This is a genomic window from Pseudomonas sp. GM102 (genome assembly GCF_000282555.1).
Taxonomy (GTDB): domain Bacteria; phylum Pseudomonadota; class Gammaproteobacteria; order Pseudomonadales; family Pseudomonadaceae; genus Aquipseudomonas.
Genome location: NZ_AKJB01000003.1, coordinates 68,266 through 90,087 on the forward strand (window position 1 = coordinate 68,266; position 21,822 = coordinate 90,087).

26 protein-coding genes are annotated in these 21,822 nt (G+C 59.2%); 8 read left to right on the forward strand and 18 right to left on the reverse strand.

What is annotated here, in order from left to right:
• Positions 1-152 precede the first annotated feature (152 nt).
• Positions 153-452, forward strand: a complete 300-nt coding sequence (locus PMI18_RS31780; protein WP_007894623.1) for a DUF1311 domain-containing protein — start codon at positions 153-155, stop codon at positions 450-452.
• Complete coding sequence (locus PMI18_RS28130) at positions 449-955, forward strand: hypothetical protein (RefSeq protein ID WP_007894624.1); 507 nt, start codon at positions 449-451, stop codon at positions 953-955. The genes PMI18_RS31780 and PMI18_RS28130 overlap by 4 nt, the downstream gene beginning before the upstream one ends.
• 55 nt (positions 956-1,010) lie before the next feature.
• Here PMI18_RS28130 and PMI18_RS28125 read toward each other — a convergent pair whose 3' ends face one another.
• Complete coding sequence (locus tag PMI18_RS28125) at positions 1,011-1,391, reverse strand: DUF6124 family protein (protein WP_007894625.1); 381 nt, start codon at positions 1,389-1,391, stop codon at positions 1,011-1,013.
• Between the two features lie 586 nt (positions 1,392-1,977).
• Here PMI18_RS28125 and PMI18_RS28120 point away from each other — a divergent pair.
• Together PMI18_RS28120 and PMI18_RS28115 are read left to right on the forward strand one after the other, a co-directional pair.
• Entirely contained in the window at positions 1,978-2,364 is a 387-nt protein-coding gene (locus PMI18_RS28120; protein WP_007894635.1) for an SCP2 sterol-binding domain-containing protein, read from the forward strand.
• Positions 2,365-2,517: 153 nt separating this feature from the next.
• Positions 2,518-3,876 (forward strand): delta-60 repeat domain-containing protein, encoded by a 1,359-nt coding sequence (locus PMI18_RS28115; protein ID WP_007894638.1) that lies wholly within the window; start codon positions 2,518-2,520, stop codon positions 3,874-3,876.
• A 95-nt stretch (positions 3,877-3,971) separates the two neighbouring features.
• Here PMI18_RS28115 and PMI18_RS28110 read toward each other — a convergent pair whose 3' ends face one another.
• The 6 genes from PMI18_RS28110 to exbB all read right to left on the reverse strand — a co-directional run bounded on the left by PMI18_RS28110 (position 3,972) and on the right by exbB (position 10,867).
• Complete coding sequence (locus PMI18_RS28110; RefSeq protein ID WP_007894641.1) at positions 3,972-5,372, reverse strand: aminoacyl-tRNA deacylase and HDOD domain-containing protein; 1,401 nt, start codon at positions 5,370-5,372, stop codon at positions 3,972-3,974.
• Positions 5,373-5,450: 78 nt separating this feature from the next.
• Positions 5,451-7,526: an ATP-dependent DNA helicase RecG gene (recG, locus tag PMI18_RS28105; protein ID WP_007894644.1), complete on the reverse strand. Its 2,076-nt coding sequence runs from the start codon at positions 7,524-7,526 to the stop codon at positions 5,451-5,453.
• A gap of 9 nt (positions 7,527-7,535) precedes the next feature.
• Complete coding sequence (locus PMI18_RS28100; RefSeq protein WP_007894647.1) at positions 7,536-8,465, reverse strand: hydrogen peroxide-inducible genes activator; 930 nt, start codon at positions 8,463-8,465, stop codon at positions 7,536-7,538.
• Positions 8,466-8,732: 267 nt separating this feature from the next.
• Entirely contained in the window at positions 8,733-9,479 is a 747-nt protein-coding gene (locus tag PMI18_RS28095; RefSeq protein ID WP_007894649.1) for an energy transducer TonB family protein, read from the reverse strand.
• The gene (gene exbD, locus PMI18_RS28090) at positions 9,476-9,904 is read right to left on the reverse strand and encodes a TonB system transport protein ExbD (RefSeq protein WP_007894651.1); all 429 of its coding nucleotides are present in this window, start codon (positions 9,902-9,904) and stop codon (positions 9,476-9,478) included. The genes PMI18_RS28095 and exbD overlap by 4 nt, the downstream gene beginning before the upstream one ends.
• Positions 9,905-9,910: 6 nt before the next feature.
• Complete coding sequence (gene exbB, locus PMI18_RS28085) at positions 9,911-10,867, reverse strand: tonB-system energizer ExbB (protein ID WP_007894653.1); 957 nt, start codon at positions 10,865-10,867, stop codon at positions 9,911-9,913.
• 189 nt (positions 10,868-11,056) lie between these two features.
• Here exbB and PMI18_RS28080 point away from each other — a divergent pair, with 189 nt between their 5' ends.
• Complete coding sequence (locus PMI18_RS28080; RefSeq protein ID WP_007894654.1) at positions 11,057-11,914, forward strand: SDR family oxidoreductase; 858 nt, start codon at positions 11,057-11,059, stop codon at positions 11,912-11,914.
• A 120-nt stretch (positions 11,915-12,034) separates the two neighbouring features.
• Here the strand turns inward: PMI18_RS28080 and PMI18_RS28075 are convergent, their stop codons facing one another.
• The 6 genes from PMI18_RS28075 to PMI18_RS28050 form a co-directional block, all read right to left on the reverse strand.
• Positions 12,035-12,775 carry a hypothetical protein gene (locus tag PMI18_RS28075; RefSeq protein WP_007894656.1) on the reverse strand — a complete coding sequence of 247 codons (741 nt, stop codon included), beginning with the start codon at positions 12,773-12,775 and terminating at the stop codon, positions 12,035-12,037.
• A 57-nt stretch (positions 12,776-12,832) separates the two neighbouring features.
• Entirely contained in the window at positions 12,833-13,213 is a 381-nt protein-coding gene (locus PMI18_RS28070) for a RidA family protein (protein WP_003177257.1), read from the reverse strand.
• A 24-nt stretch (positions 13,214-13,237) separates the two neighbouring features.
• Positions 13,238-15,343 carry a bifunctional GTP diphosphokinase/guanosine-3',5'-bis pyrophosphate 3'-pyrophosphohydrolase gene (gene spoT, locus PMI18_RS28065; RefSeq protein WP_007894658.1) on the reverse strand — a complete coding sequence of 702 codons (2,106 nt, stop codon included), beginning with the start codon at positions 15,341-15,343 and terminating at the stop codon, positions 13,238-13,240.
• Positions 15,344-15,400: 57 nt separating this feature from the next.
• A complete protein-coding gene (gene rpoZ, locus PMI18_RS28060) occupies positions 15,401-15,664 on the reverse strand; it encodes a DNA-directed RNA polymerase subunit omega (protein WP_007894670.1) in 264 nt (87 codons plus the stop codon).
• 167 nt (positions 15,665-15,831) lie between these two features.
• Positions 15,832-16,452, reverse strand: coding sequence for a guanylate kinase (gene gmk / locus PMI18_RS28055; protein ID WP_007894672.1), 621 nt, complete (start codon positions 16,450-16,452; stop codon positions 15,832-15,834).
• A 12-nt stretch (positions 16,453-16,464) separates the two neighbouring features.
• Positions 16,465-17,328, reverse strand: a complete 864-nt coding sequence (locus PMI18_RS28050; protein ID WP_007894674.1) for a YicC/YloC family endoribonuclease — start codon at positions 17,326-17,328, stop codon at positions 16,465-16,467.
• Between the two features lie 268 nt (positions 17,329-17,596).
• Here PMI18_RS28050 and rph point away from each other — a divergent pair, with 268 nt between their 5' ends.
• Together rph and PMI18_RS28040 are read left to right on the forward strand one after the other, a co-directional pair.
• A complete protein-coding gene (gene rph / locus PMI18_RS28045) occupies positions 17,597-18,319 on the forward strand; it encodes a ribonuclease PH (RefSeq protein ID WP_007894675.1) in 723 nt (240 codons plus the stop codon).
• A gap of 29 nt (positions 18,320-18,348) precedes the next feature.
• Positions 18,349-18,717: a DUF4870 domain-containing protein gene (locus PMI18_RS28040; protein WP_007894676.1), complete on the forward strand. Its 369-nt coding sequence runs from the start codon at positions 18,349-18,351 to the stop codon at positions 18,715-18,717.
• A 165-nt stretch (positions 18,718-18,882) separates the two neighbouring features.
• Here the strand turns inward: PMI18_RS28040 and PMI18_RS28035 are convergent, their stop codons facing one another.
• Positions 18,883-19,662: an exodeoxyribonuclease III gene (locus tag PMI18_RS28035; RefSeq protein ID WP_007894678.1), complete on the reverse strand. Its 780-nt coding sequence runs from the start codon at positions 19,660-19,662 to the stop codon at positions 18,883-18,885.
• An 82-nt stretch (positions 19,663-19,744) separates the two neighbouring features.
• Here PMI18_RS28035 and pyrE point away from each other — a divergent pair, with 82 nt between their 5' ends.
• The gene (gene pyrE / locus PMI18_RS28030) at positions 19,745-20,389 is read left to right on the forward strand and encodes an orotate phosphoribosyltransferase (protein WP_007894680.1); all 645 of its coding nucleotides are present in this window, start codon (positions 19,745-19,747) and stop codon (positions 20,387-20,389) included.
• A gap of 95 nt (positions 20,390-20,484) precedes the next feature.
• Here pyrE and PMI18_RS28025 read toward each other — a convergent pair whose 3' ends face one another.
• From PMI18_RS28025 to PMI18_RS28020, 4 genes are all read right to left on the reverse strand, one after another.
• Entirely contained in the window at positions 20,485-20,868 is a 384-nt protein-coding gene (locus tag PMI18_RS28025) for a hypothetical protein (RefSeq protein WP_007894682.1), read from the reverse strand.
• Entirely contained in the window at positions 20,855-21,064 is a 210-nt protein-coding gene (locus PMI18_RS31380; protein WP_238542570.1) for a hypothetical protein, read from the reverse strand. The genes PMI18_RS28025 and PMI18_RS31380 overlap by 14 nt, the downstream gene beginning before the upstream one ends.
• An 89-nt stretch (positions 21,065-21,153) precedes the next feature.
• On the reverse strand, positions 21,154-21,426 hold the full coding sequence (locus PMI18_RS31385) for a hypothetical protein (protein WP_007894688.1): 273 nt from the start codon (positions 21,424-21,426) through the stop codon (positions 21,154-21,156).
• Positions 21,427-21,443: 17 nt separating this feature from the next.
• Positions 21,444-21,704: a hypothetical protein gene (locus PMI18_RS28020; protein WP_007894689.1), complete on the reverse strand. Its 261-nt coding sequence runs from the start codon at positions 21,702-21,704 to the stop codon at positions 21,444-21,446.
• Positions 21,705-21,822 lie beyond the last annotated feature (118 nt).

Here is a 21,822-nt window from a genome sequence, read left to right on the forward strand (position 1 = left end):
GAAACCTGCAACCACGACAGCTTTACCTATCCCTATTTGATCACTTGCGGCCAGCAAAGCTACGAAAAAGTCGACGCTGTGTTGAATGAGCAATACAAGAAAACCCTGACCAGCTTGTCTCTCACAGACAAAAAGCAAAGCAACTAACCGATGTGCAAAGGAGTTGGGAGCGCTTCAAAGAAGCGTATTACGAGGATCTGTATCAGGCCGTTTTGCCGGGAGCTGAGGCGCCTATCGAGAAGCTAGCGTGTTTGGCGCAGACAACCAGTGCCCGCTTGGGTGAGCTCATTTATCTACAGACCGGCCTGCCCAATGATGGCTTTTACAAAGCTGCATCGTTGATGGCAGGGCAGGACCGTGAAAACGGTCTGAAGACCTCGATCAATCTGCTGGGGGGGGGGACTTCGACGATCCGGTTTGGAAGCAATATGCGGATGGGCAGTGTGAGATGAGTTTTCGACTGTTTCTGCGCTGTGCGAATGCGTTTTCAGTTGCCCATGAACCGCTAAAAGGAATGATCGGGTTGAAGTCTTTTTCGTTGTTTTTTGTAGCCCTGCTACTCATCTGTCCGATGGCTGCTCACAGCGAAGTCACAACTGAGGTCTATTGCTTCCGCTCGCAGAAAGACAAAGACATCAATTTTGAGTTTAGAAGCTATTACGACTCGGGTTCCAAATGGAGCGGCGCAAGCGTCAAGTACAGTAAATCGAAGGAGGCCATTTCTCTCGTCTATAAAGATTCCGAAGAAAAGGTGCTCGATCCGAGTCGGCCCTCTCAGTTCACGACAAGATGGGTTGAAGTGTCTGAAGGTTCGGTGACCGGAGATTATGGAATGGTCAGTCAGGGGGCTCTGATTTACGGAATGGTCTATACGAACTACAAATCCGGAAAGAAATCCGTATTCGAGCAGGATAGCAATATGGACTCGCCGCCCGAGACAGGCTGCCAGTGGTGAGCCAGGGGTCATCAAGAAAGGGGACTTAACGTCCCCTTTTTCTATCCGCTGTCCGTTATGCCTTAGCCCGATACTCCGCCGGATTCGGCGAATCAATGTGATCCAGCGCTCGCTCCACCAACAACCGAACCCCATCTGCCAATCTGCTTAGCGCCAAGGCTAAGGAGCGCCGTTCTCCATCAACATCGTCGGCCAGGTTGGCAGCGATGGCGCTGATGGACAGCAAGTCTTCTGAGGCGTTGGCCAGGAGGGCTTCGGTGTCGATGTCGGGGGAGACGGTGAAGAGTTTGCCTTTGCGCTTGGGTTTTTCAGTGTGCAAAGGGCCGAGGTGGTGGTCTAGGGCGCGTTCGGCGGCTTCGTGGAGTTTTTTCGAATCGAAGGATTCGTAGGGGGATGTGGCTGGGTTTTCAGGAGGATTCGGTGTTGGCTTGATCATTGAAATAGTACCGATATTAGGAGCTAACACCGTTTCGCTTGCGCTTCGAATGAGGTGGCAGCTGTGTATAGGTGTGCAAGACCGGAATCGGCAAACCGGCAAACCCGAAGGTCTCCCATACACAGCCGCCATAACGATTCGCGAGCATAAGAAAACGCTCGATGAATAGCCATAACCGATTGTGTGCCGATTCTGGACTTGCACGTCCGAGTCACCGATTTTGCGGTGACGAACAGAGGTTATCGATGAGGGACCAAGCTGCCTAGTTCATGGACAGCCCCACGTTTTGAAGGAAATGTCCGAGAAGTTTGAGGGCATCAAGATCAAAAGATCGCAGCCTTCGGTAGCTCCTACAGAATGTGTTTCTTCAGGTGTAGGGCGGGTGTTGGGTGTGACGCGGGGCGTCACGGGATGCATTCCCTCGCGGGAGCGTGGGAATGATCAGGGTTGAGGCGGTAAAGCGTGACTTGGCGGTCATCATGCGGGAAAAGCGGTTCATCTTCTTCTAACGCAACCCGACGGTGGCGTTCTGGCTTGAAGCCGCTACACTGCGCCGGCCGTTCACTTTTCTCTTGAGGCTGTGCGCATGAAATTTCGTTTTCTTCTGTGGATGCTGGGTTTGTTGATGGGTAAGGCCAGTCGGACTAATCCTGCGTTTCAGCAGCAGTTGGGTGACAAGGCATTGGTGTTTCAGCTACAGACCCTGGACGGGAAGGTGGCGCGGCATTTCGTGGTGAAGGATCAGCGCATTACCAGTAAGTCTGGCGTGTATGCCGAGCCGGCGTTTGCGATTGCGTTTAAGGATGCGGCGTATGGCTTTGCCACGATGCAGGCGAAGAACAAGCAGTTGGCGTTTATGACCGGGATTCAGGACAAGTCGATTCAGATCAAGGGCAACCCGGCGTTGGTGATGTGGTTTCAGGGGTTGACCAAGTATTTGAAGCCGCGGAAAAAGACTTCGACCGTTCGTTGAGGACTAGAAACTCGTGGCTCGATTAGTCGGTAATATGGCTCGGAGTGACCATTAAACTGTCATTTATGGCAGGTGATGTCCGTTTCGTCGTCGTGTTTCACTGTGGTTGATGGTCCTTGATGGACAACTTTCACACCACGATGGAGCGCGGTCATGACTCAGGTACAGAAAGCAGCAGGCACTCTTGATCCGGCCTTTGGTACGAACGGCGTGGTAACACTGCCGTTCGAAGGCGTTGTTGGCAGCGTTCCCGTTGCCGTTCTCTCCCAACCTGATAACAAATTACTCATTGCGGTAGCCACCACTAAGCCGCAGAACGCGCCTGCCAAGATTGCACGGCTGGAGGAGAACGGCAGCCTCGACCTTAAATTCGGTACCGGGGGCATCGTTGAAATCCCTTTCGATAAAGGAACATGGTTTTCACCCCGCCACCTGCATTCGCTGACGAATGAAGGATGGTTGATCACGGGGACTGCTGAGCATGAAGCGCTACCAGGCCGCGTGGATCTGGCGGTCGTACGCCAGTTCAAGGACGGCGCTCTGGACACCACCTTCGGTAAGGACGGTAAAGTCACCCTCAACATCTATGACCTTATCGACTCGCCTTCTGGTGAGGGTATCCATTTTCTGACCCACCGCCGCGACAAAGATCGTGACGATTCATTAGCCGATAGTGCAGGTGATGTCGGTGCGACCACCATCGCGCAACACGACGGAAAAATCGTCTTGGTCAGTACCATTTTTTTTGAGTTCAACGACCTGAAAGGGATTGTGATTCGCCTGAACGAGGATGGCTCGCTGGACACGAGCTTCAACCTCCAAGGCTTCTTGCTGGTCGAGTTACCAGACATCGAGCATGTCTGGAACTATGCGTCTGGCGTGGCGGTACAGCAGGACGGCAAGGTGCTGGTTTGCGGTGATTTTAGCCGAGCCCCCGATGATGAATACCCTGATGCCTACGTGATTCGTTATGACCAGAGCGGCAACATTGATGGTAAGTATGGTGACAAAAAGAACGGTGTCGTCATTGTCGCTGATCCCCAAAAAGGGCTCGCTCTGGGCTCGATGAGTTTGAAACCTGACGGTGGACTTATCGCGACTGGCTCTGCATTTTGGCGTCGATTGCCCGATGGTTTGATTGTTTCCCTTAATGCCAGCGGAAGTTTCAATTTGGTGTTTAACAATGGGAAGCCATTGTTCTCTGACTTTCTGGATGAGGGTGTGTCGTGGCTACGGAGCATTTTGCAGAAGGATGGAAAAATCATTGTCATCGGGCAAGGAGGCGGTTCGTTTATCGATGAAAACAGCTCGATGGTGACTGCACGCTATCTCGCCGACGGCTCTTGGGATCACACGTTTGGTGATAACGGCTGGGTTGTCTTCAATGATGAAAAGGGGATCGACCTCCACAGGGGCGGTGCGCAGATGTCGGAGAATCGCCTGGTTGTTTGCGGGTATGCGATTAATCCACCCAACCCTCTTTGGGGGAGTGTGGTGCGTTATCTGGGGTGAGGCGGTCAGTTAGACCACGGTGGATTCATCGCGGGCAAGCCCGCTCCCACAGAGATCGCGTAAATCCTGTGGGGCGAGGCTTGCCCGCGATGCTTTTAAGCCTGACTGAATTGCGAAGCCAGTTCGCGCAGCAGCACTTCAGCCTCAAGCACTTTGCTGACCACGTCGTTGGCTTTGTCGCGAGTCAGGCCGACGCGTTCCAGCAGGGCGTCGGGGATGTCTTCATCCGGGCCGGAGCCGATGCCGCGACCGCGCAGCAGGCGCACGGCCAGGCAGACGAGGTTCGGGTATTCGGCGTAGTCGCCGTCGTAGCTTGGGTCGTGCTGGAAGCGCAGGGAGGTGGCCAGTTCTTCGGGCATGTCCCAGTAGCGCATCAGCCATGAGCCGATCTGTTCGCGGCTGATGCCCAGCAGGTGTTGTTCCACGTAGCTGTGGCACAGGTGCGGGTTGACTTCCAGGTGGCGGCAGATCAGCGAGAAGTGCGGCGGGAACACGTGGGCCAGCAGCAGGTAACCGAAGTTGTGCAGCAGGCCGGCGAGGTAGGTCAGGCCGGCTTCCGGGCGCTGGGCGCGGGGCATGGCGCGGGTCAGGCCTTCGATGACGGCGGCGGTGTAGATCGATTGCTGCCAGTACGGCGTGGTGTGTTGCGGGTGGTCTTTGGGCAGGCTCAGGGTTTTGCCCAAGGCCAGGCCCAATGCCAGGTTGATCACCAGGTCGAAACCCAGCACCCGGACGATGGCGTCTTCCACTGAACGAATCTTGCCCGGCGAGGCGTAGTACGGCGACGCTGCCCAGCTGACGACTTGTGCGGCCAGGGCCGGGTCGGTTTCGACCACGCCGGTGATGTCGTCGATGGTGGCGTTGGGGTCGACGCGCAGTTTGATGATTTTCTGCGCGGTTTCGGCCAGCGGCGGAATCTCGATGGTCTCTTCCAGACGCTGCTGGATGCGTCGTGCGGTGAACGCTTGCACGGCCTGGGTGATTTCCTCGCGGTCATCGTCGGGGCGATCGAGGTTCGGGCGGATGCGGTTCACGGCTTCGCCGAAGTTGCCGGCGCTGGCCTTGGTCAGCATGGTTTTGAAAGCGTCGCTGGAGATTTCCAGCAGCACGCCCGGCTCGCCCGAGTTGATCAGCAACATCGGTTCGCGCAGCAGGCTTTCTTCATACAGGCACGGCGAGCTGGTGAGTGCCGGCAGGCCGGGCAACAGGCTCAGGTTGTGTTTGCCGAGCATTTTTACCAGGCGCTCGGTGGATACGGCAGTCAACCGGCGGCCAGTGAGTTCGGCTAGGCGGTTGAGGTCCAGCAATTGGCTCTGGGGAAAAAGCACCATGAGCGCGCCGACGGCATCGTCCAGCAGAACTGCCTGCACTTTACGCGCGGCGTTCAGGCCGTGATGGTCGAGGACTTCTTCGTAGGCGATGTCCAGCTTGCCGAGCAGCAGCCGAATAACAGACGGAGCGTGCGGGGTTTCGGGGGCGAGGGCAGCTTCTGTCATGGCCTGTATCCGTTTGCAAACAATTGCAGGAGTATAACCAGCTTGTTTAAAGCCAGGGTTCAGAAACTGCGACAGTGCTCACACTTGGCCGTATTGCTGCCCATGGCGTAGCCAACGATCGAGCAACGGGCTGACGTGGTCCGGCCAACGCTCGAGCAAGGCCTGAGCGGCGTCGCGTACGGCGGGCAGCAAATCGGCGTCGCGCATCAGGTCTGCGACTTTGAATTGCAGCAGACCGGTCTGGCGCGTGCCGAGCATTTCGCCGGGGCCACGCAGTTCGAGGTCTTTTTCGGCGATGACAAAACCGTCGTTGGTTTCGCGCATGATGCCCAGCCGCTGACGGCCGATCTGCGACAGCGGTGGATGGTAAAGCAGCACGCAATGGCTGACGGCGCTGCCCCGGCCGACACGGCCACGCAGTTGGTGCAGTTGCGCGAGGCCGAGGCGTTCGGGGTTTTCGATGATCATCAGGCTGGCGTTGGGCACGTCGACGCCGACTTCGATCACGGTGGTGGCGACCAGCAGTTGCAGGTTGCCGGCCTTGAACTCGGCCATCACTGCGGCCTTCTCGGCAGGCTTCATGCGACCGTGGATCAAGCCGACTTTCAACTCGCCGAGGGCGGCGGTGAGGTCTTCATAAGTGGTTTCGGCGGCCTGGCAGGTCAGCTCTTCCGACTCTTCGATCAGCGTGCACACCCAATAGGCCTGACGCCCTTCAGCACAGGCGCCGCGCACGCGCTCGATCACTTCGACGCGACGAGTGTCGGTGACCAGCACCGTGTTCACCGGGGTACGGCCGGGCGGCAGTTCGTCGAGGATCGAGGTGTCGAGGTCGGCGTAGGCGCTCATGGCCAGCGTCCGAGGGATCGGCGTGGCGGTCATGATCAGTTGGTGCGGACACATCCGCCCGCCGACGCCTTTCTGTCGCAATGCCAGGCGCTGCTGCACGCCGAAGCGGTGTTGTTCGTCGATGATCGCCAGTGCCAGGTTCTTGAACTGCACCTCTTCCTGAAACAACGCGTGGGTGCCGACCACCATTGGCGTACCGCTGGCGATTTGCTCCAGTGCGGCGACGCGGTTTTTGCCCTTGAGCTTGCCGGCCAGCCACGCGACTTCGATGCCCAGCGGTTCGAGCCAGCGCTTGAAGGTGATGAAGTGCTGCTCGGCGAGGATTTCGGTGGGCGCCATCAATGCGACCTGATAACCGGCCTCCAGCGCCTGAAGCGCGGCCAGCGCGGCGACCACGGTTTTGCCGGCGCCGACGTCGCCTTGAATCAGCCGCAACATCGGCTCGTGCTGACTGAGGTCGTAAGCGATTTCGTTGCCGACCCGTTGTTGGGCGCCCGTTGGGGTGAAGCCGAGGTTGGCCAAATACTGTTGTGGCAGCTTGGTGGCTTTTGGCATCGACGGCGCGCGCAGGGCACGCATGCTCTCGCGCAGGCGCTGTTGGGACAGTTGATGGGTCAACAGCTCTTCGAAGGCCAAACGGTGTTGCGCCCAGTGATGACCGAGGGCGAGTTCGTCGACATCGGCATCGGCGGGCGGGTGATGCAAGTAGCGGATCGCATCGGCCAACGGCGCCAGTTGATAGTCCCGGGCCAGTTCGGTCGGCAGCCAGTCGGGCAGGCTGCTGGGGCCGAGCAGGGTCAGGGTTTGCATGCACAACTGGCGCAAACGCTGTTGGGTCAGGCCTTCGGTGAGCGGGTAGACCGGGGTCAGGGTTTCATCCACCGGCGGCGGCTCGTCGCCGGTGATGGCGCGGTACTCCGGGTGGTAGATCTCCAGTCCCGAGGCACCGGGCCGCGCTTCGCCGTAGCAGCGAATGCGCGTGCCGCGTTTGAGGCCTTCTTTCTGGGCGTTGCTGAAATGGTAGAAGCGCAGGCTGAGCCCGCCGGTGCCGTCCTGCAGACGCACCACAAGGCTGCGGCGCCGGCCCATGACCACGTCGGCGCCGCTGACGGTGCCTTCGATCACGGCATCCTGACCCGGTCGCAAATGGCCGATCGGGACCACACGGGTGCGGTCCTGATAGCGCAGCGGCAGGTGGAACAACACGTCCTGGAGATTCTCCAGGCCGACCTTGGCCAGTTTCTCGGCCATGGCTTCGCCGACACCCTTGAGTGCCGTCACCGACACTTGCGACAACTCGGTCATGGCAGCCGCTTAACCGGCAACCACCGGCGCTGGCGGCTTGGCCACCGAGCACAGGCGAATGGAGTCAGCGAGGATTTCAATCGCCTTCGGTCGCGGGAAGCTCGCGCGCCAGGCGATGGCCACGGTGCGAAACGGCACGGGCGCGCTCAGTGGGCGCACTTCGATCACGCCTGGGGCGTAGTGGTGGCTGTCCACCGCCGAGAGCGGCAGGATCGAAATACCCAAACCGGAAGCGACCATGTGGCGAATGGTTTCCAGCGAGCTGGATTCCACCGTGGTGTGCTTGGCGCCGTCGTTGCCTTTGGTCAGGGTCGGGCAGGCTTCCAGCACTTGATCGCGGAAGCAGTGGCCTTCGCCGAGCAGCAGCAGGCTCTTGTCGTTGAGCAGAGCGGCGTCGATGGATTCTTTTTGGGTCCACGGGTGCTGGGCCGGCATCAAGACGTAGAACGGCTCGTCGTAGAGCTGCAAGGTCAGCACGTCGGCTTCGTTGAACGGCAGGGCGATGATGATCGCGTCGAGCTCGCCGTTGCGCAGTTTGTCGCGCAGCACGTGGGTAAAGTTTTCTTCGATGTACAACGGCATCTGCGGGGCGACCCGGTGCAGTTGTGGAATCAGGTGCGGAAACAGATACGGGCCGACGGTGTAGATCGCGCCGACTTTCAGCGGGGCGGTCAACTGGTTCTTGCCGGCCTGGGCCAGTTCGCGAATGCCTTGGGCCTGCTCCAGGACTTTCTGTGCCTGGGCGACAATGCCTTCGCCGACCGGAGTCAGGCGCACGGCGCTCTTGCTGCGCTCGAAAATCAGCACACCGAGTTCGTCTTCAAGCTTTTTCACGCCCACCGACAGGGTCGGTTGGCTGACGTGGCAACGCTCGGCCGCGTGGCCGAAGTGCTGCTCTTGGGCGAGGGTAACGATGTAGCGTAATTCTGTCAGAGTCATAGCAAGCGTCCATGAAGTTGCGGGCCAAGCATACCGGCTGCAATCGATAGACGCACGTTATCAGACTGAGTGTGTTGAGTGACACTGGGCAATGCAGGTTTGCCGTTGCCAGATATGCAAAAGGCACCTTTCGGTGCCTTCCATAGGTTGTTACATAACCCTGTGGGAGCGAGCCTGCTCGCGATGGCGGTTTAACAGTCAACGAGGATGTTGAATGCTATGGCCTCATCGCGAGCAAGCTCGCTCACACATTGGTTCGGCGATGTCTTAACGACGGCGTTCCAGCGAGTAAACAAACGGCGCAACGATTTCGATGGAGCCGTTGTTCAGCATGTCGGCCGGTGGCTTGGGCAGCGGTTGGGCGCGGCGGATCATTTCCAGGGTGGCCCGGTCCAGATCGGCGTTGCCGGAGCGGCCCACCAGTTCGAACGACAACACGTTCCCTTCGGCATCCACCACGAAGCGCAGACGGTTCAAGCCTTCCTTGCCCCGCTGCTGTGCACTGGCCGGGTACTTTTTGTACTTGGCCAAGTGCGCGAGCAGGGTGCCTTGCCAACTGGCCTTGGCCGCTTGCTGCGCCGGTGATGGGCCGGGTGCCGGCTGAGCGGATTTCTCCGTCGGTGCCTGGGTCGGTTGCGCGTCGCTCGGTTTTTCCTCGGAGGGCTTTTCCTTCGGCGGTTCTGGCTTTTTCTCCACAGGCTTGGGCGGTTGAGGCTTCGGCTTGGGTTTGACCGGTTTCGGTACAGCGATCTCGGCCTTCGGCGCTTCAGCCAATTTCGGTATCGGCAGTTCTTCCACCGGGGCCGGTGGCTGTGGCGGCGTGATCACCTTTGGCGGTGCGGGTGGTGGCGGGGCCGGAACCGGCGCCAGCTCGACCATCATCGCTTGTGGCGGCAGCTCGATCGGCGGGCGCGACGTCCAGTTCAGCGCCAGCGCAATGGCCAGCGCATGGACGCCCAGCACCACGGCCAGGCTCCCGCTGTAACGCGTCAGCTTTTGGCGCGTGTTGATCATTTCTTGGCTGCCGTCTCGAGTCCGACCAGGCCGACCTTCAGGTAGCCAGCGGCACGCAGGGCGTCCATCACGCTCATCAGGTCGCCGTAGTCCACGCCTTTGTCGGCCTGGAAGAAGATCGTCGTGTCTTTCTTGCCCTGGGTCTTGGCGTCGAGTGTGGCACCGAGGGTCTCGGCCTTCACTTCGTCTTCGCCGAGGAACAGGCGCTGGTCAGCTTTTACGCTGAGGAACACCGGTTTCTCTGGCCGCGGCGCCGGTTTGGCGGTAGAGGCGGGCAGGTCGACCTTGATGTCCACGGTGGCCAGCGGCGCCGCCACCATGAAGATGATCAACAGCACCAGCATCACGTCGATGAACGGCGTGACGTTGATTTCGTGGTTCTCGGCCAGATCGTCGTCTGCGCCTTCTTTCAAATGCAGGCCCATGGCCGATTACCCCACTTTCACCATGTGCGGTTGCGAGCTGCGCTGCTCGGTCGGCAGGTGGTCGAGATCACGGCTGACCAGCAGCAGGACTTCTGCCGAGGCGTCGGATACTTGTGCCTTGTAACCGGCAATGGAGCGGGCGAAGACGTTGTAGATAACCACTGCAGGAATCGCTGCAACCAGGCCAAGCGCGGTCGCCAGCAGGGCTTCGGCGATGCCGGGAGCCACGACGGCGAGGTTGGTGGTCTGGGTTTTGGCGATGCCGATGAAGCTGTTCATGATGCCCCACACGGTGCCGAACAGGCCGACGAACGGCGCGGTGGAACCGATGGTGGCTAGTACGCCGGTGCCGCTGCTCATGTTGCGACCGCAGGCCGCGACGAGGCGCTCCAGGCGGAAGCTCACGCGCTCCTTGATGCCTTCTTTCTCGCGGCTGTTGGCCGACAGGCGCATTTCTTCCAGCGCGTCGTGGACCAGCAGGTTGGCGAGGGTGCCTTCCTTGGCTGCCGTTGCACTGGCTTCTTTAAGGGTGGCGGCTTTTTTCAGGTGGACGATTTCAGTGCGCAGACGACGCTTGGCGCCCATCAGCTCGAAGCCCTTGGCGATCCAGATGGTCCAGGTGATGATCGAGGCGATGGCCAGGCCGATCATCACGATTTTCACGATGATGTCGGCGTTCTGGTACATGCCCCACGGCGACAAGTCATGGGCCATGCCCAAGGTATTATCAGCTTCGAGGACTTCCGGCACGTCAGCGGCGTCCACGGCCTGGACCGGATCGGTCGCGGCAGGTGTCACGGCAGGCGCGGCGGGTGTTTGAGCGGCAGCAGGCTGTGCGGCCGGTGCTTGTGCATCAGCGAATGCGGCGGTCGGCGCCAGCATCAGGCTGAGCAGCAGGGCGGCCACCGCGCTCCAGGCGCGAGGTCGTTTGGTTGGCGAAGCGGGGAATTGATTGGGTGTCATGCTGGCCGGACCTGAGAGGAAAAGACGGTAAATGTTCTTCCAGGCCTCGTGAGGCCGAGAACAAAAGTGGCAGGCATTATTGCAAGTAATTCTTGTTAACAAAAGTAATAGAGTATCTTTTTTTCCTTCATTGCTAGCCGCTGGTCCCTTGCCGGCGCTAGTCTGTGACTTTCCGATGGGAGTTTTCTGATGTCCGCGCCTTCTGTTTTGATCGCCGGTTGCGGTGATGTCGGCAGTCGTCTGGCCACGCAACTGTTGGCTTGCGGGTGGGAGGTTCACGGCTTGCGGCGTGATGTCTCACGCCTGCCACAGGGCGTGATCGGCGTTGCCGGCGACTTGTTCAATAAAGACTGCCCGGCGACCTGGCCAATCGGTGCGGTGGATTACCTGGTGTATTGCGCGGCCGCCACTGATCACAATGAGGCGGGTTACCGCGCCGCTTATGTGCAGGGTTTGCAGTACGTGCTGGAATGGCTGAACGACTACGGGCAAGTGCCCAATCGACTGCTGTTCGTTTCCAGCAGCAGCGTTTACGGCCAGCAGGATGGCGAGTGGGTCGATGAAACATCGCCGACGGTGGCGGGTGGTTACTCGGGTCGTTTGATGCTCGAAGCCGAGCAGGTGGCGCTCGATAGCGGCATCCCGGCCAGTCTCGTGCGCCTGACCGGCATTTATGGTCCGGGTCGAGAGTGGCTGCTGACCCAGGTCCGCCGCGGCTATCGCGTGGCGATCGATCCACCGTTGTACGCCAACCGCATTCACGTCGATGACGCGGCGGGGTTGCTGGCGTTTCTGCTTGAGGCGGATCGACGCGGGGTGGCGCTGGATGATTGCTATATCGGCGTCGACGATGCGCCCGCGCCGTTGGCCGAGGTGGTGGGCTGGTTGCGGGAGTACCTAGGCGTGACTGAATGGGCCGAAGACGCCAGTGTGCGTCGTGCCGGCAGCAAACGCTGCAGCAATGCCCGGGCGAAGGCGTTGGGCTGGGAGCCGAAGTATCCGAGTTTCCGCGAAGGGTATGCCGCGATCCTCGAAGGCCTCTGCTGACTGTAGGAGCGAGGCTTGCCCGCGAAAACGTCGTAATATCCAACCTCTTTGTTGACGGTTATGACGTCTTCGCGGGCAAGCCTCGCTCCTACAGGGTTCTGCGTTGGCCTCAGGGCCGGGTTACTGTTTTTCCAGCAACCACTTGCGATCGCCCGGCGTAAACGAAGGCATCTCGTCCGCCAGTGCGGTATTCACCGTCTGGAAAATCTCCAGTTCCTTGCCCTTGCGCGCAAAGATCCAGGTATTGCCCTGGCCGTTCGCCTGCAGCCAGATGTTGTCGTTGCCGCCGCTCATCGACGCGCAATCGCCCGCCAGGCACAGGGCATAACGATCCGCACCGGGCAGGCCGGCAACCTGGCCGTCGGCCTGGAACTGCACGGTGTTGCCTTCGCCGGGGCCGCTGAGAATTTTCCAGCTGCCGCCCATATAAGCCGAATACAGCGCTCGCTCGAAACTCGCGCCAATCGGTGCGCCTTCCGGTGCCGGGACCGTTGCACGGTCGAAAACCTGCTCCGGCTCGTTGTCGTTGGCGGCCTGGCTAAGTTGTTTGCCATCACGCTTCAGCTCGCTGGCGGAGCTGCCATAAAAGTCGACTTTCCAGGCGCCGGACTCTTCGCCCAGCAGCTTGCCTTCGACATTTTCAAAACCATTGGTGTAGCGGGCCTGACCGGCTCTGGTGTTGACGTCCCATTCCAGGTTCGGGCCATAGGCCTGGAGCGCTTCCCGCAGGGGGCCGCCTTTGGATGCAGCATCGATCGCCGACTGATTGATCCAGGTGCCGCTGATATCACGGTCGGCAGGGTCGCTGGCACAACCGCCCAAGAGAAGGGCGACCAGCGAGAGAGCTAGCGCTTGGCGCATGGTGGAATCCTTTCAAAGCAAGATCGGCGCAGCCTTTGGAAGGCTGCGCCGGACACATTACTCGATGACCAGAATGGCATCCATTTCAACCTGCGAACCCTTTGGCAGGGCTGCTACGCCGATGGCGGCGCGGGCTGGGTAAGGTTGGTCGAAGTACTTGCCCATGATCTCGTTGACCTTGGCGAAGTGGCTCAGGTCGGTGAGGAAGATGTTCAGTTTGACGATGTCCTTGAACGAACCACCGGCTGCTTCAGCCACGGCTTTGAGGTTCTCGAACACCTGGACGGTCTGGGCTTCGAAGCCTTCAACCAGTTCCATGGTTTTTGGGTCCAGAGGAATCTGACCCGACATGTAAACGGTGTTGCCAGCCTTGATCGCCTGGGAATAAGTACCGATGGCGGCCGGGGCCTTGTCGCTGTTGATAACGGTCTTGGTCATGTATGACTCCTTGTGAAGGGTGGGCTACGCGCGCATACGGGTGATGCGAATCACCCCGGTCAAGGCGCGCAGTTTCTTGATCACGCGGGCCAGGTGCACGCGGTCGTGCACACTGACCACCAGTTGGACCACGCTGATACGACCGTCGCGTTCGTCCATGCTGATTTTTTCGATATTGCCGTCGGCCGCGTTGACGCTGCTGGCCAGCAGGGCGATCAGGCCGCGCTGGTGTTCCAGTTCGACGCGCAGCTCGACATTGAATTCGCCGGTAACATCCTTGGCCCACGAGAGCTGGATGCATTTTTCCGGGTTGTGGCGGATTTCGCTGATGTTGCGGCAGTTGTCCAGGTGCACCACCATGCCTTTGCCCGCGGACAGGTGACCGACAATCGGGTCGCCCGGAATCGGCGTGCAGCACTTGGCGTAACTGAGCACCAGGCCTTCGGTGCCACGAATCGCCAGCGGGCCTTCCGGACTTGGCAATTGCTCACCTTCGCCGAGCAGGCGGCGGGCGACCACGTACGCCATGCGATTGCCCAGGCCGATGTCTTCGAGCAGGTCTTCGATCAGTTCAAGGCGGTATTCGTGGAGCATCAGCTGCACGCGCTCGGCCGGGATTTTTTCCAGGGAGCTGTCGAAACCGTTGAGTACCTTGTTCAGCAGGCGCTCGCCGAGGCTGATGGATTCGGAACGGCGCTGCAGTTTCAGCGCATGGCGGATGTGCGTCCGCGCCTTGCCGGTGACCACGAAGTTGAGCCATGCCGGATTCGGCCGCGCGCCGGGGGCGCTGACGATCTCGACCGTGGAGCCGCTTTGCAGCGGTTCGGACAGCGGCGCGAGACGACGATTGATCCGGCAGGCAATGCAGCTGTTGCCCACGTCGGTGTGCACTGCATAAGCGAAGTCGACAGCTGTGGAGCCTTTTGGCAACTCCATGATCCGGCCTTTGGGCGTGAACACGTAGACCTCGTCCGGGAACAGGTCGATCTTCACGCTTTCGATGAATTCCAGCGAGTTGCCGGCCCGTTGCTGCATTTCCAGCACGCCTTTGACCCACTGGCGGGCGCGGGCGTGAGTGCCTTTGGGCTGCTCGTCGCCGCTGGATTTGTACAGCCAATGGGCGGCGATGCCGTTGTTGGCCATCTCTTCCATTTCACGGGTGCGGATCTGGATCTCGATCGGTACACCGTGCATGCCGAACAGCGTGGTGTGCAGCGACTGGTAGCCGTTGGCCTTGGGGATTGCGATGTAATCCTTGAAGCGACCCGGCAACGGTTTGTACAAATTATGTACAGCGCCTAGCACGCGGTAGCAGGTATCGACCTTGTCGACGATGATCCGGAACGCGTAAACGTCCATGATCTCGTTGAAGGCCCGACGCTTGCCGCGCATTTTCTTGTAGATGCCGTAGAGGTGTTTCTGACGACCGCTGACCTCGCCCTGGATGCCATCGATGGCCAGGCAGTGGCTGAGGGACTCTTCGATCTTGTTGACGATTTCCTTGCGGTTGCCCCGGGCGCGTTTGACCGCCTGGTTGATTCGCGCGGAACGCATCGGGTGCATGGCCTTGAAGCCGAGGTCTTCGAATTCTATGCGAATGGCGTGCATGCCCAGCCGGTTGGCAATGGGCGCATAGATTTCCAGAGTTTCCTTGGCGATCCGCCGGCGTTTTTCGCCGGACAGCACTTCCAGGGTTCGCATGTTGTGCAGGCGGTCGGCCAGCTTGACCAGGATCACGCGAATGTCGCGCGCCATGGCCATGGCCATTTTCTGGAAGTTTTCGGCCTGGGCTTCGGCTTTGGTCTCGAAGTTCATCTGGGTCAGTTTGCTGACCCCGTCGACCAGTTCGGCCACGGTTTCGCCGAACTGCGCTTGGAGCGCTTCCTTGGCAATACCGGTGTCTTCGATCACGTCATGCAGCATGGCCGCCATCAGGCTTTGATGGTCCATATGCATGTCGGCAAGAATATTCGCCACTGCAAGAGGATGCGTGACGTACGCCTCACCGCTGCGGCGGCGTTGGCCGTCGTGGGCTTGTTCGGCGTAGAAGTACGCTCGGCGGACCAGGTTGACCTGGTCCTTGCCGAGGTAGGTCGATAAGCGATCGGCGAGGGCGTCTATGCTCGGCATGATGATTCCTGCCGTTCGTTGTGACCCCGCGCCGTGCTACGTCGACCAGGCATGGACTTATACTGCCTCGTTGGACTCGTCCTCGAACGCTGCGAACAGCGGTTCGTCTTCGACGATTTCTGCGTTGGCGATGAACTCGTAGCTCATCAGGCCTTCGGCGATTTCACGCAGCGCTACAACAGTAGGCTTGTCGTTTTCCCACTGAACCAGGGGCTCTTTGCCGCCGGTGGCCAGTTGACGGGCACGCTTGGTGGACAGCATGACCAGTTCAAAACGGTTTTCCACGTGGTTCAGGCAGTCTTCAACGGTTACGCGGGCCATGGTATTCCTCGGAGCGAATGCAATATGCGCGCTGCCCGGGTGGGCGAGCGGACTCAACAGTTTAAAAAATCACCAGCGATTAGGGAAGCGCTGATTTTTTGATCAGGCTCTTCAACGCGCTATAAGTGCCAATGTAAAGCCCTTGCAGCGCTTTTGGGAAGTGCTCTTTAGCCGAGCAATTCAGCCAAAAGTTTTCCGTTACGCTGCTGCTGACGCTTTTGATGCAGCTGATTGGCGCGGAAAATCGCCTGCAAATCACGCAGCGCGTGGGCGAAATCGTCGTTGATGATCAGGTAGTCGTAGTCGACGTAGTGGCTCATTTCGCTGACGGCTTCACGCATCCGGCCTTCGATGACCTCGTTGCTGTCCTGGCCGCGATTGTTCAGGCGCTGACGCAAGGCTTCCAGGGACGGCGGCAGAATGAAGATCGAGCGGGCCTGGGGCATCAACTTGCGCACTTGTTCTGCACCCTGCCAGTCGATTTCCAGAATCAGATCGTGGCCTTCGTCCAGGGTCTGCTGCAGGTGGCTTTGTGAGGTGCCATAGAGATTGCCGAACACTTCGGCGCGTTCGAGGAAATCCCCGTGCTCGATCATCTTCACGAACTCGCTGCGTTCGACGAAGTGATAGTTCACGCCGTTCACTTCACCGGGGCGCATGGCGCGGGTGGTGTGGGAGACCGAGACACGGATCTCCTGATCAGCGTCGGTCAGGGCCTTGACCAGACTGCTCTTGCCCGCGCCCGAAGGGGCGGAAATGATGTACAGGGTGCCGGTGCTGTGGGTCATGTCGGGTTTGCCTTACTCAATATTCTGCACTTGTTCGCGCATCTGCTCGATCAACACTTTGAGGTTGACCGCCGCTTGGGTGCTGCGCGGGTCGAAGGCTTTGGAGCCCAGTGTATTGGCTTCGCGGTTGAGTTCCTGCATCAGGAAGTCCAGGCGCCGACCGGCAGCGCCGCCGGACTTGAGTACCCGGCGAACTTCGATGATGTGAGTGCTCAGGCGATCCAGTTCTTCGGCGACGTCACTCTTTTGCGCGAGCATGACCATTTCCTGCTCCAGTCGCTGCGGGTCGAGGTCGGCCTTCATGTCGGTGAAGCGGTCGAGAACTTTCTGGCGTTGGGTGGCCAGCATCTGCGGGACCAGCTCACGCAGGATCACCACATCCCCTTCAATAGAGGTCAGGCGCTCATTGATCAATCGCGCCAGCTCAGTGCCTTCGCGCTCGCGACCGGCCTTGAGTTCTTTCAGGCCCTGATGGAACAGCGCCAGGGCTTCGGCATTCAGCGCTTGCGGGTCGGCGGCATCAGCCACCAGTACGCCGGGCCAGGCCAGGACTTCCAGCGGGTTCAGTGCGGCCGGGTTCTTGATCAGGCTGGCGACTGTTTCGGCGGCAGCGACCAGTTGAGCAGCGCGCTCACGGTCCACTTGCAGCGGTTTGCCGGTGCTTTCTTCGGTAAAGCGCAGGGTGCATTCGAGCTTGCCCCGGGACAGTTCCTGGCGCAGGGCTTCGCGGACCGCGCCTTCGAGGTCGCGGAAAGATTCCGGCAGACGCAGGTGGGGTTCCAGGTAGCGGCTGTTGACCGAGCGCAATTCCCAGCTCAGGGTGCCCTGGACGCCGGCTTTCTCTACGCGGGCGAAGGCGGTCATGCTGTGCACCATGGAGGTACCTCGCAATGCAGGTCAGCGCGTAACCCATGGTTCGCGGACCCGCTATCTGTGAATTAAAGCCGACAGGCAGCAAAGGCGCAGGATTGTAGCGCAGTGGGGCGGATGCGCCCAAACACACGCTGTGACAAAGAGCTGCAGGCCGTCGGCTAAGCTCTATTCAGGGGCTTCAATCGTCGGGCGATTTTTTTAGAAGTGCCCACTGGCGGCCCACGGCTCTATAATGCTCGGCAGTTTTCCGTCCTCCGTACAGGTAATCCCTATGAAACGTCCAAGTGGTCGCGCTGCCGATCAGCTCCGCTCGATCCGCATTACTCGCAACTACACCAAACACGCCGAGGGTTCTGTACTGGTCGAGTTCGGTGATACCAAAGTCATCTGCACCGTCAGCGTCGAGAATGGCGTGCCGCGTTTCCTGAAAGGCCAGGGCCAGGGTTGGTTGACCGCCGAATACGGCATGCTGCCCCGCGCCACCGGCGAGCGTAACCAGCGTGAAGCGAGCCGCGGCAAGCAAGGCGGCCGTACGCTGGAAATCCAGCGTTTGATCGGCCGTTCCCTGCGCGCTTCTCTGGACATGACCAAGCTGGGCGACGTCACCCTGTACGTCGACTGCGACGTGATCCAGGCTGACGGCGGCACCCGCACCGCGTCCATTACCGGTGCGATGGTTGCATTGATCGACGCCTTGAAAGTGATCAAGAAGCGTGGCGGCCTCAAAGGTGGCGACCCGCTCAAGCAAATGATCGCTGCCGTTTCGGTGGGCATGTACCAGGGCGAGCCTGTGCTTGACCTTGACTACCTGGAAGATTCGGCTGCCGAGACTGACCTCAATGTGGTGATGACCAGCACTGGCGGCTTCATCGAAGTACAGGGCACTGCCGAAGGCGCGCCGTTCCAGCCGGAAGAGCTGAACGCGATGCTGGCACTGGCGAAGAAAGGCATGATCGAGATTTTCGAACTGCAGAAGGCTGCACTGGCTGACTGATCGGACCCGATCCACACAAGGAGGACGCCATGAGTGACGAGCAACTGCCGCTACCCACACCGAGCCGAGAGGTTCGTCAGTGGGCGATGTTTTGTCACCTGTCCGCCTTGCTGGGGATCTGGCTGCCATTCGGCACGCTGATCGGGCCGCTGATTCTCTGGCAGATGAAGCGCGAGTCAGACCCGTTCATCGACGCGCAAGGCAAGGAGGCGCTGAACTTTCAGATCACCGTCGCCATTGCTTCGGCTACCTGCTTCCTGCTGATGGTGGTGATCGTCGGGTTCTTCCTATTTGGTCTGGTCGCGATCGGTGCGCTGGTGCTGACGATCATTGCTGGCGTGAAGGCCAATGAAGGGTTCCCTTACCGCTACCCATTCACGTGGCGCCTGGTAAAGTAGCTTCGCCTTTGTAGGAGCGAGGCTTGCCCGCGAAGAGGCCGGCACATCCAGCACATATGCTGGCTGTTAAATCGCTTTCGCGGGCAAGCCTCGCTCCTACAGGAATCAAGTGCGCACAAAAAAGCCGACAGCGATGTCGGCTTTTTTGCATCTGCGAAAAGACGCTTAGATCGTCAGCGTCCAGTCGTAGTCTACGATCAACGGTGCGTGCTGCGAGAACCGTGGCTGACGTGGCAGGCGTGCGCTACGTACGAAACGGCGCAGGCCCGGGGTCAGCAGCTGGTAGTCGAAACGCCAGCCCAGGTTGAGCATCTCGGCCTGTTCGTTGTCCGGCCACCAGCTGTACTGGTCGCCTTCACGGCTGACTTCGCGCAGGGCATCGACATAACCCATGTTGCCGACAATCTCGTCCATCCAGGCACGCTCAGGTGCCAGGAAGCCCGGGGATTGCTGGCTGTCGCGCCAGTTCTTGATATCCAGCTTCTGTTGCGCCACGTACAGCGAGCCACAATAAATGTACTCGCGACGTTTGCGTCGCTGTTTATCCAGATAACGGGCGAAGTCGTCCATTAGCTTGAACTTCTGGTTCAAGTCTTCATCGCCGTTCTGCCCCGAAGGGAGCAGCAAGGTCGCGATGCTGACCTTGTCGTAATCGGCTTGCAGGTAACGCCCGTAGCGGTCGGCCGTCTCGAAGCCGAGACCGCTGATGACTGCCTTCGGTTGCAACCGCGAGTACAAAGCCACGCCACCTTGGGCGGGAACTTCAGCTTCGCAGGCATAAAGGAAGTAGCCATCCAGTTGGAAGGCTGGATCGTCCAGTTCAAAGGCGGAGGCGCGGGTGTCCTGCAGGCAGATGACGTCGGCATTCTGTGCTTGCAGCCAACTGAGCAAACCACGCTCGACTGCAGCCTGAATCCCATTGACGTTCACACTGATGATCCGCATAAGTGGCCCCAAAAATCGCGTGCGGGTATGATACACGGCGTCTACCTAATTAGCTAAATCCGTGGTATTTGGGGTTTTTTTCATGCAAGCGTATCAGCGCGACTTCATTCGTTTTGCCATTGATCGTGGCGTTTTGCGCTTCGGTGAGTTCACCCTGAAGTCCGGGCGCACCAGTCCTTACTTCTTCAATGCCGGCCTGTTCAACTCGGGTTCTGCCCTGGCGCAGTTGGGGCGTTTCTATGCGGCAGCCATCGTCGAGAGCGGTATTTCGTTCGATGTGCTGTTCGGCCCGGCCTACAAAGGCATCCCGTTGGCGGCGACTACCGCCGTGGCGCTGGCCGAACATCATGGCCGTGATCTGCCATGGTGCTTCAACCGCAAGGAAGCCAAGGCCCATGGCGAAGGCGGCAGCCTGGTCGGCGCGCCATTGACCGGCGACGTGCTGATCATCGACGACGTGATCACCGCAGGCACGGCGATTCGCGAGGTGATGCAGATCATCGCCTCCCAGGACGGCGCCAAGGCCGCGGGCGTATTGATCGCCCTGAACCGTCAGGAGCGTGGCAACGGCGAATTGTCGGCCATCCAGGAAGTGGAACGTGACTTCGGCATCCCGGTGATCAGCATTGTTTCGTTGAACCAGGTGCTCGAGTTCCTGGCGGATGATCCGCAGCTCAAGCAGCATTTGCCTGCCGTCGAAGCCTACCGCGCCCAATTCGGCGTCTGACGCCATCCCCTGTGGGCGCCACAAAAGGTGGATTGTCACAAGGATTGCAGGCAAAAAAAGGCCCCGCTCAGCCAGGCTGAGCGGGTTTTTTTTTGTCAGCGCAGTCTTCGCCATTTTCCTATTAGTTTCAGCGTCAATCCCAAGTTGAACAGCGCAAACACCAGCAGCGCTACAACGACCATCACGTACAGCGTGCGATCTACATCGAAATCCCACAGATCCAGCGTGCTGCTGCGCATGATCCGCACGGCGGCCGGCAGATTGACGTAAAACAGCGCCATGAAGGCGCAAGTCAGCGGTACGGCGCAGCCCAACAAAACGCTCATCACTTTCCCTTGGCTGCGTTTTCTGGCCAGCGGGCCTGATTGTTTTTCATCCAGTTCCAGCGCTTCATGCAGCCTGGGCCACGCCAGATTGAACATGAAAGTGGTCAGGGTCAGCAGCAAACCGCTGACCGCGATGATGTCACTGAACGGCATTCAGACCGAGCGTCTGGCACAGCAGGGCGTGGGAGTCTTCGCTGATCTCGAACTGCCCGGCGCTGCCTTTGCGTTTGGTGATGGGTTTGAAGGTCGGCTGGTTCTGCGTGATCAGCATGTTCAGTTCATCACGGATGACGTCAGAGCTGATCACCACCAGGTAAACCGTTTGCGCATGCTCTGCGGATTCGATCACGGCCCGCATGCTGTATTGAAGAATCTCATCCAGTTGATTGCGAAAGCGTGAAACCGTGTTCTTCAGCAGGGTTTTGCTTTGACTTTGAGTCAGTTGGAAGATCGTTGATATCTGCGATTCGGTCGGCAGCGTTTGCCCGAATAGCTTTGAATCAAATACAGCAAACGATCCTGCTTTGCCTCATCGGCCCTGCTGGGCATGCCGCCTTCGACCAGCATTTTCAGGTATTCGGTCAGACTCGCCCTGGCTATTCGCTGTAGGGCATGAGCGATTTCATGGTCGGAAATTCTCAGGGTTTTTTTGACCGGTTCCTTTTGTTCCAGGTCGAAGGCCTGGGCGTCGATCGTGAATGAGATCTGCATGGCTCAGTCCTCCAGGATTATTCTTTGCTGGTGCTGCTGAGTGTCTCGGCCTTTTTGATCTCGACGGGTTTATTGGTTTTTTCTGGGTACGGATCAATAGCGGCATCGCCCTGACCGGTAAGAATTTTCCAGCCATGACGGGTGTGTGGTGTTTTCCGGAGCTGCGGGCAAGGTGGCATCGAGGTCTTGGCCTGATTCGAGTACTCGTGACCGCAATCGACGCAGGCATAGGTGCCAGGTGAAACATCGCTGCCGTATGGGGCATAGTCTTTTTGCATGGGTAGATCTCCTGTGGACTCAGGGAAGATCCTATGCAGATTGGTTACTTCGCGATGTCAGACGTTTCGCTTAGTCAGGTCAGGCATTTCTTGCGCGCATAAAAAAGATCGCAGACTT

Excerpts from the sequence above, each read along its gene's own strand:
- gmk (WP_007894672.1), bottom strand. The coding sequence starts at position 16,452 with ATGACCCACAGCACCGGCACCCTGTACATCATTTCCGCCCCTTCGGGC.
- PMI18_RS28020 (WP_007894689.1), bottom strand. The coding sequence starts at position 21,704 with ATGCAAAAAGACTATGCCCCATACGGCAGCGATGTTTCACCTGGCACC.
- PMI18_RS28130 (WP_007894624.1), top strand. The coding sequence starts at position 449 with ATGAGTTTTCGACTGTTTCTGCGCTGTGCGAATGCGTTTTCAGTTGCC.
- PMI18_RS28120 (WP_007894635.1), top strand. The coding sequence starts at position 1,978 with ATGAAATTTCGTTTTCTTCTGTGGATGCTGGGTTTGTTGATGGGTAAG.
- rpoZ (WP_007894670.1), bottom strand. The coding sequence starts at position 15,664 with ATGGCCCGCGTAACCGTTGAAGACTGCCTGAACCACGTGGAAAACCGT.
- rph (WP_007894675.1), top strand. The coding sequence starts at position 17,597 with ATGAAACGTCCAAGTGGTCGCGCTGCCGATCAGCTCCGCTCGATCCGC.
- PMI18_RS28095 (WP_007894649.1), bottom strand. The coding sequence starts at position 9,479 with ATGATCAACACGCGCCAAAAGCTGACGCGTTACAGCGGGAGCCTGGCC.
- exbB (WP_007894653.1), bottom strand. The coding sequence starts at position 10,867 with ATGACACCCAATCAATTCCCCGCTTCGCCAACCAAACGACCTCGCGCC.
- PMI18_RS28035 (WP_007894678.1), bottom strand. The coding sequence starts at position 19,662 with ATGCGGATCATCAGTGTGAACGTCAATGGGATTCAGGCTGCAGTCGAG.
- exbD (WP_007894651.1), bottom strand. The coding sequence starts at position 9,904 with ATGGGCCTGCATTTGAAAGAAGGCGCAGACGACGATCTGGCCGAGAAC.
- PMI18_RS28025 (WP_007894682.1), bottom strand. The coding sequence starts at position 20,868 with ATGCCGTTCAGTGACATCATCGCGGTCAGCGGTTTGCTGCTGACCCTG.
- PMI18_RS31385 (WP_007894688.1), bottom strand. The coding sequence starts at position 21,426 with ATGCAGATCTCATTCACGATCGACGCCCAGGCCTTCGACCTGGAACAA.
- PMI18_RS28110 (WP_007894641.1), bottom strand. The coding sequence starts at position 5,372 with ATGACAGAAGCTGCCCTCGCCCCCGAAACCCCGCACGCTCCGTCTGTT.
- recG (WP_007894644.1), bottom strand. The coding sequence starts at position 7,526 with ATGACCGAGTTGTCGCAAGTGTCGGTGACGGCACTCAAGGGTGTCGGC.
- PMI18_RS28100 (WP_007894647.1), bottom strand. The coding sequence starts at position 8,465 with ATGACTCTGACAGAATTACGCTACATCGTTACCCTCGCCCAAGAGCAG.
- spoT (WP_007894658.1), bottom strand. The coding sequence starts at position 15,343 with ATGCCGAGCATAGACGCCCTCGCCGATCGCTTATCGACCTACCTCGGC.
- PMI18_RS28075 (WP_007894656.1), bottom strand. The coding sequence starts at position 12,775 with ATGCGCCAAGCGCTAGCTCTCTCGCTGGTCGCCCTTCTCTTGGGCGGT.
- PMI18_RS28125 (WP_007894625.1), bottom strand. The coding sequence starts at position 1,391 with ATGATCAAGCCAACACCGAATCCTCCTGAAAACCCAGCCACATCCCCC.
- pyrE (WP_007894680.1), top strand. The coding sequence starts at position 19,745 with ATGCAAGCGTATCAGCGCGACTTCATTCGTTTTGCCATTGATCGTGGC.
- PMI18_RS28040 (WP_007894676.1), top strand. The coding sequence starts at position 18,349 with ATGAGTGACGAGCAACTGCCGCTACCCACACCGAGCCGAGAGGTTCGT.
- PMI18_RS28115 (WP_007894638.1), top strand. The coding sequence starts at position 2,518 with ATGACTCAGGTACAGAAAGCAGCAGGCACTCTTGATCCGGCCTTTGGT.
- PMI18_RS28080 (WP_007894654.1), top strand. The coding sequence starts at position 11,057 with ATGTCCGCGCCTTCTGTTTTGATCGCCGGTTGCGGTGATGTCGGCAGT.
- PMI18_RS28070 (WP_003177257.1), bottom strand. The coding sequence starts at position 13,213 with ATGACCAAGACCGTTATCAACAGCGACAAGGCCCCGGCCGCCATCGGT.
- PMI18_RS28050 (WP_007894674.1), bottom strand. The coding sequence starts at position 17,328 with ATGGTGCACAGCATGACCGCCTTCGCCCGCGTAGAGAAAGCCGGCGTC.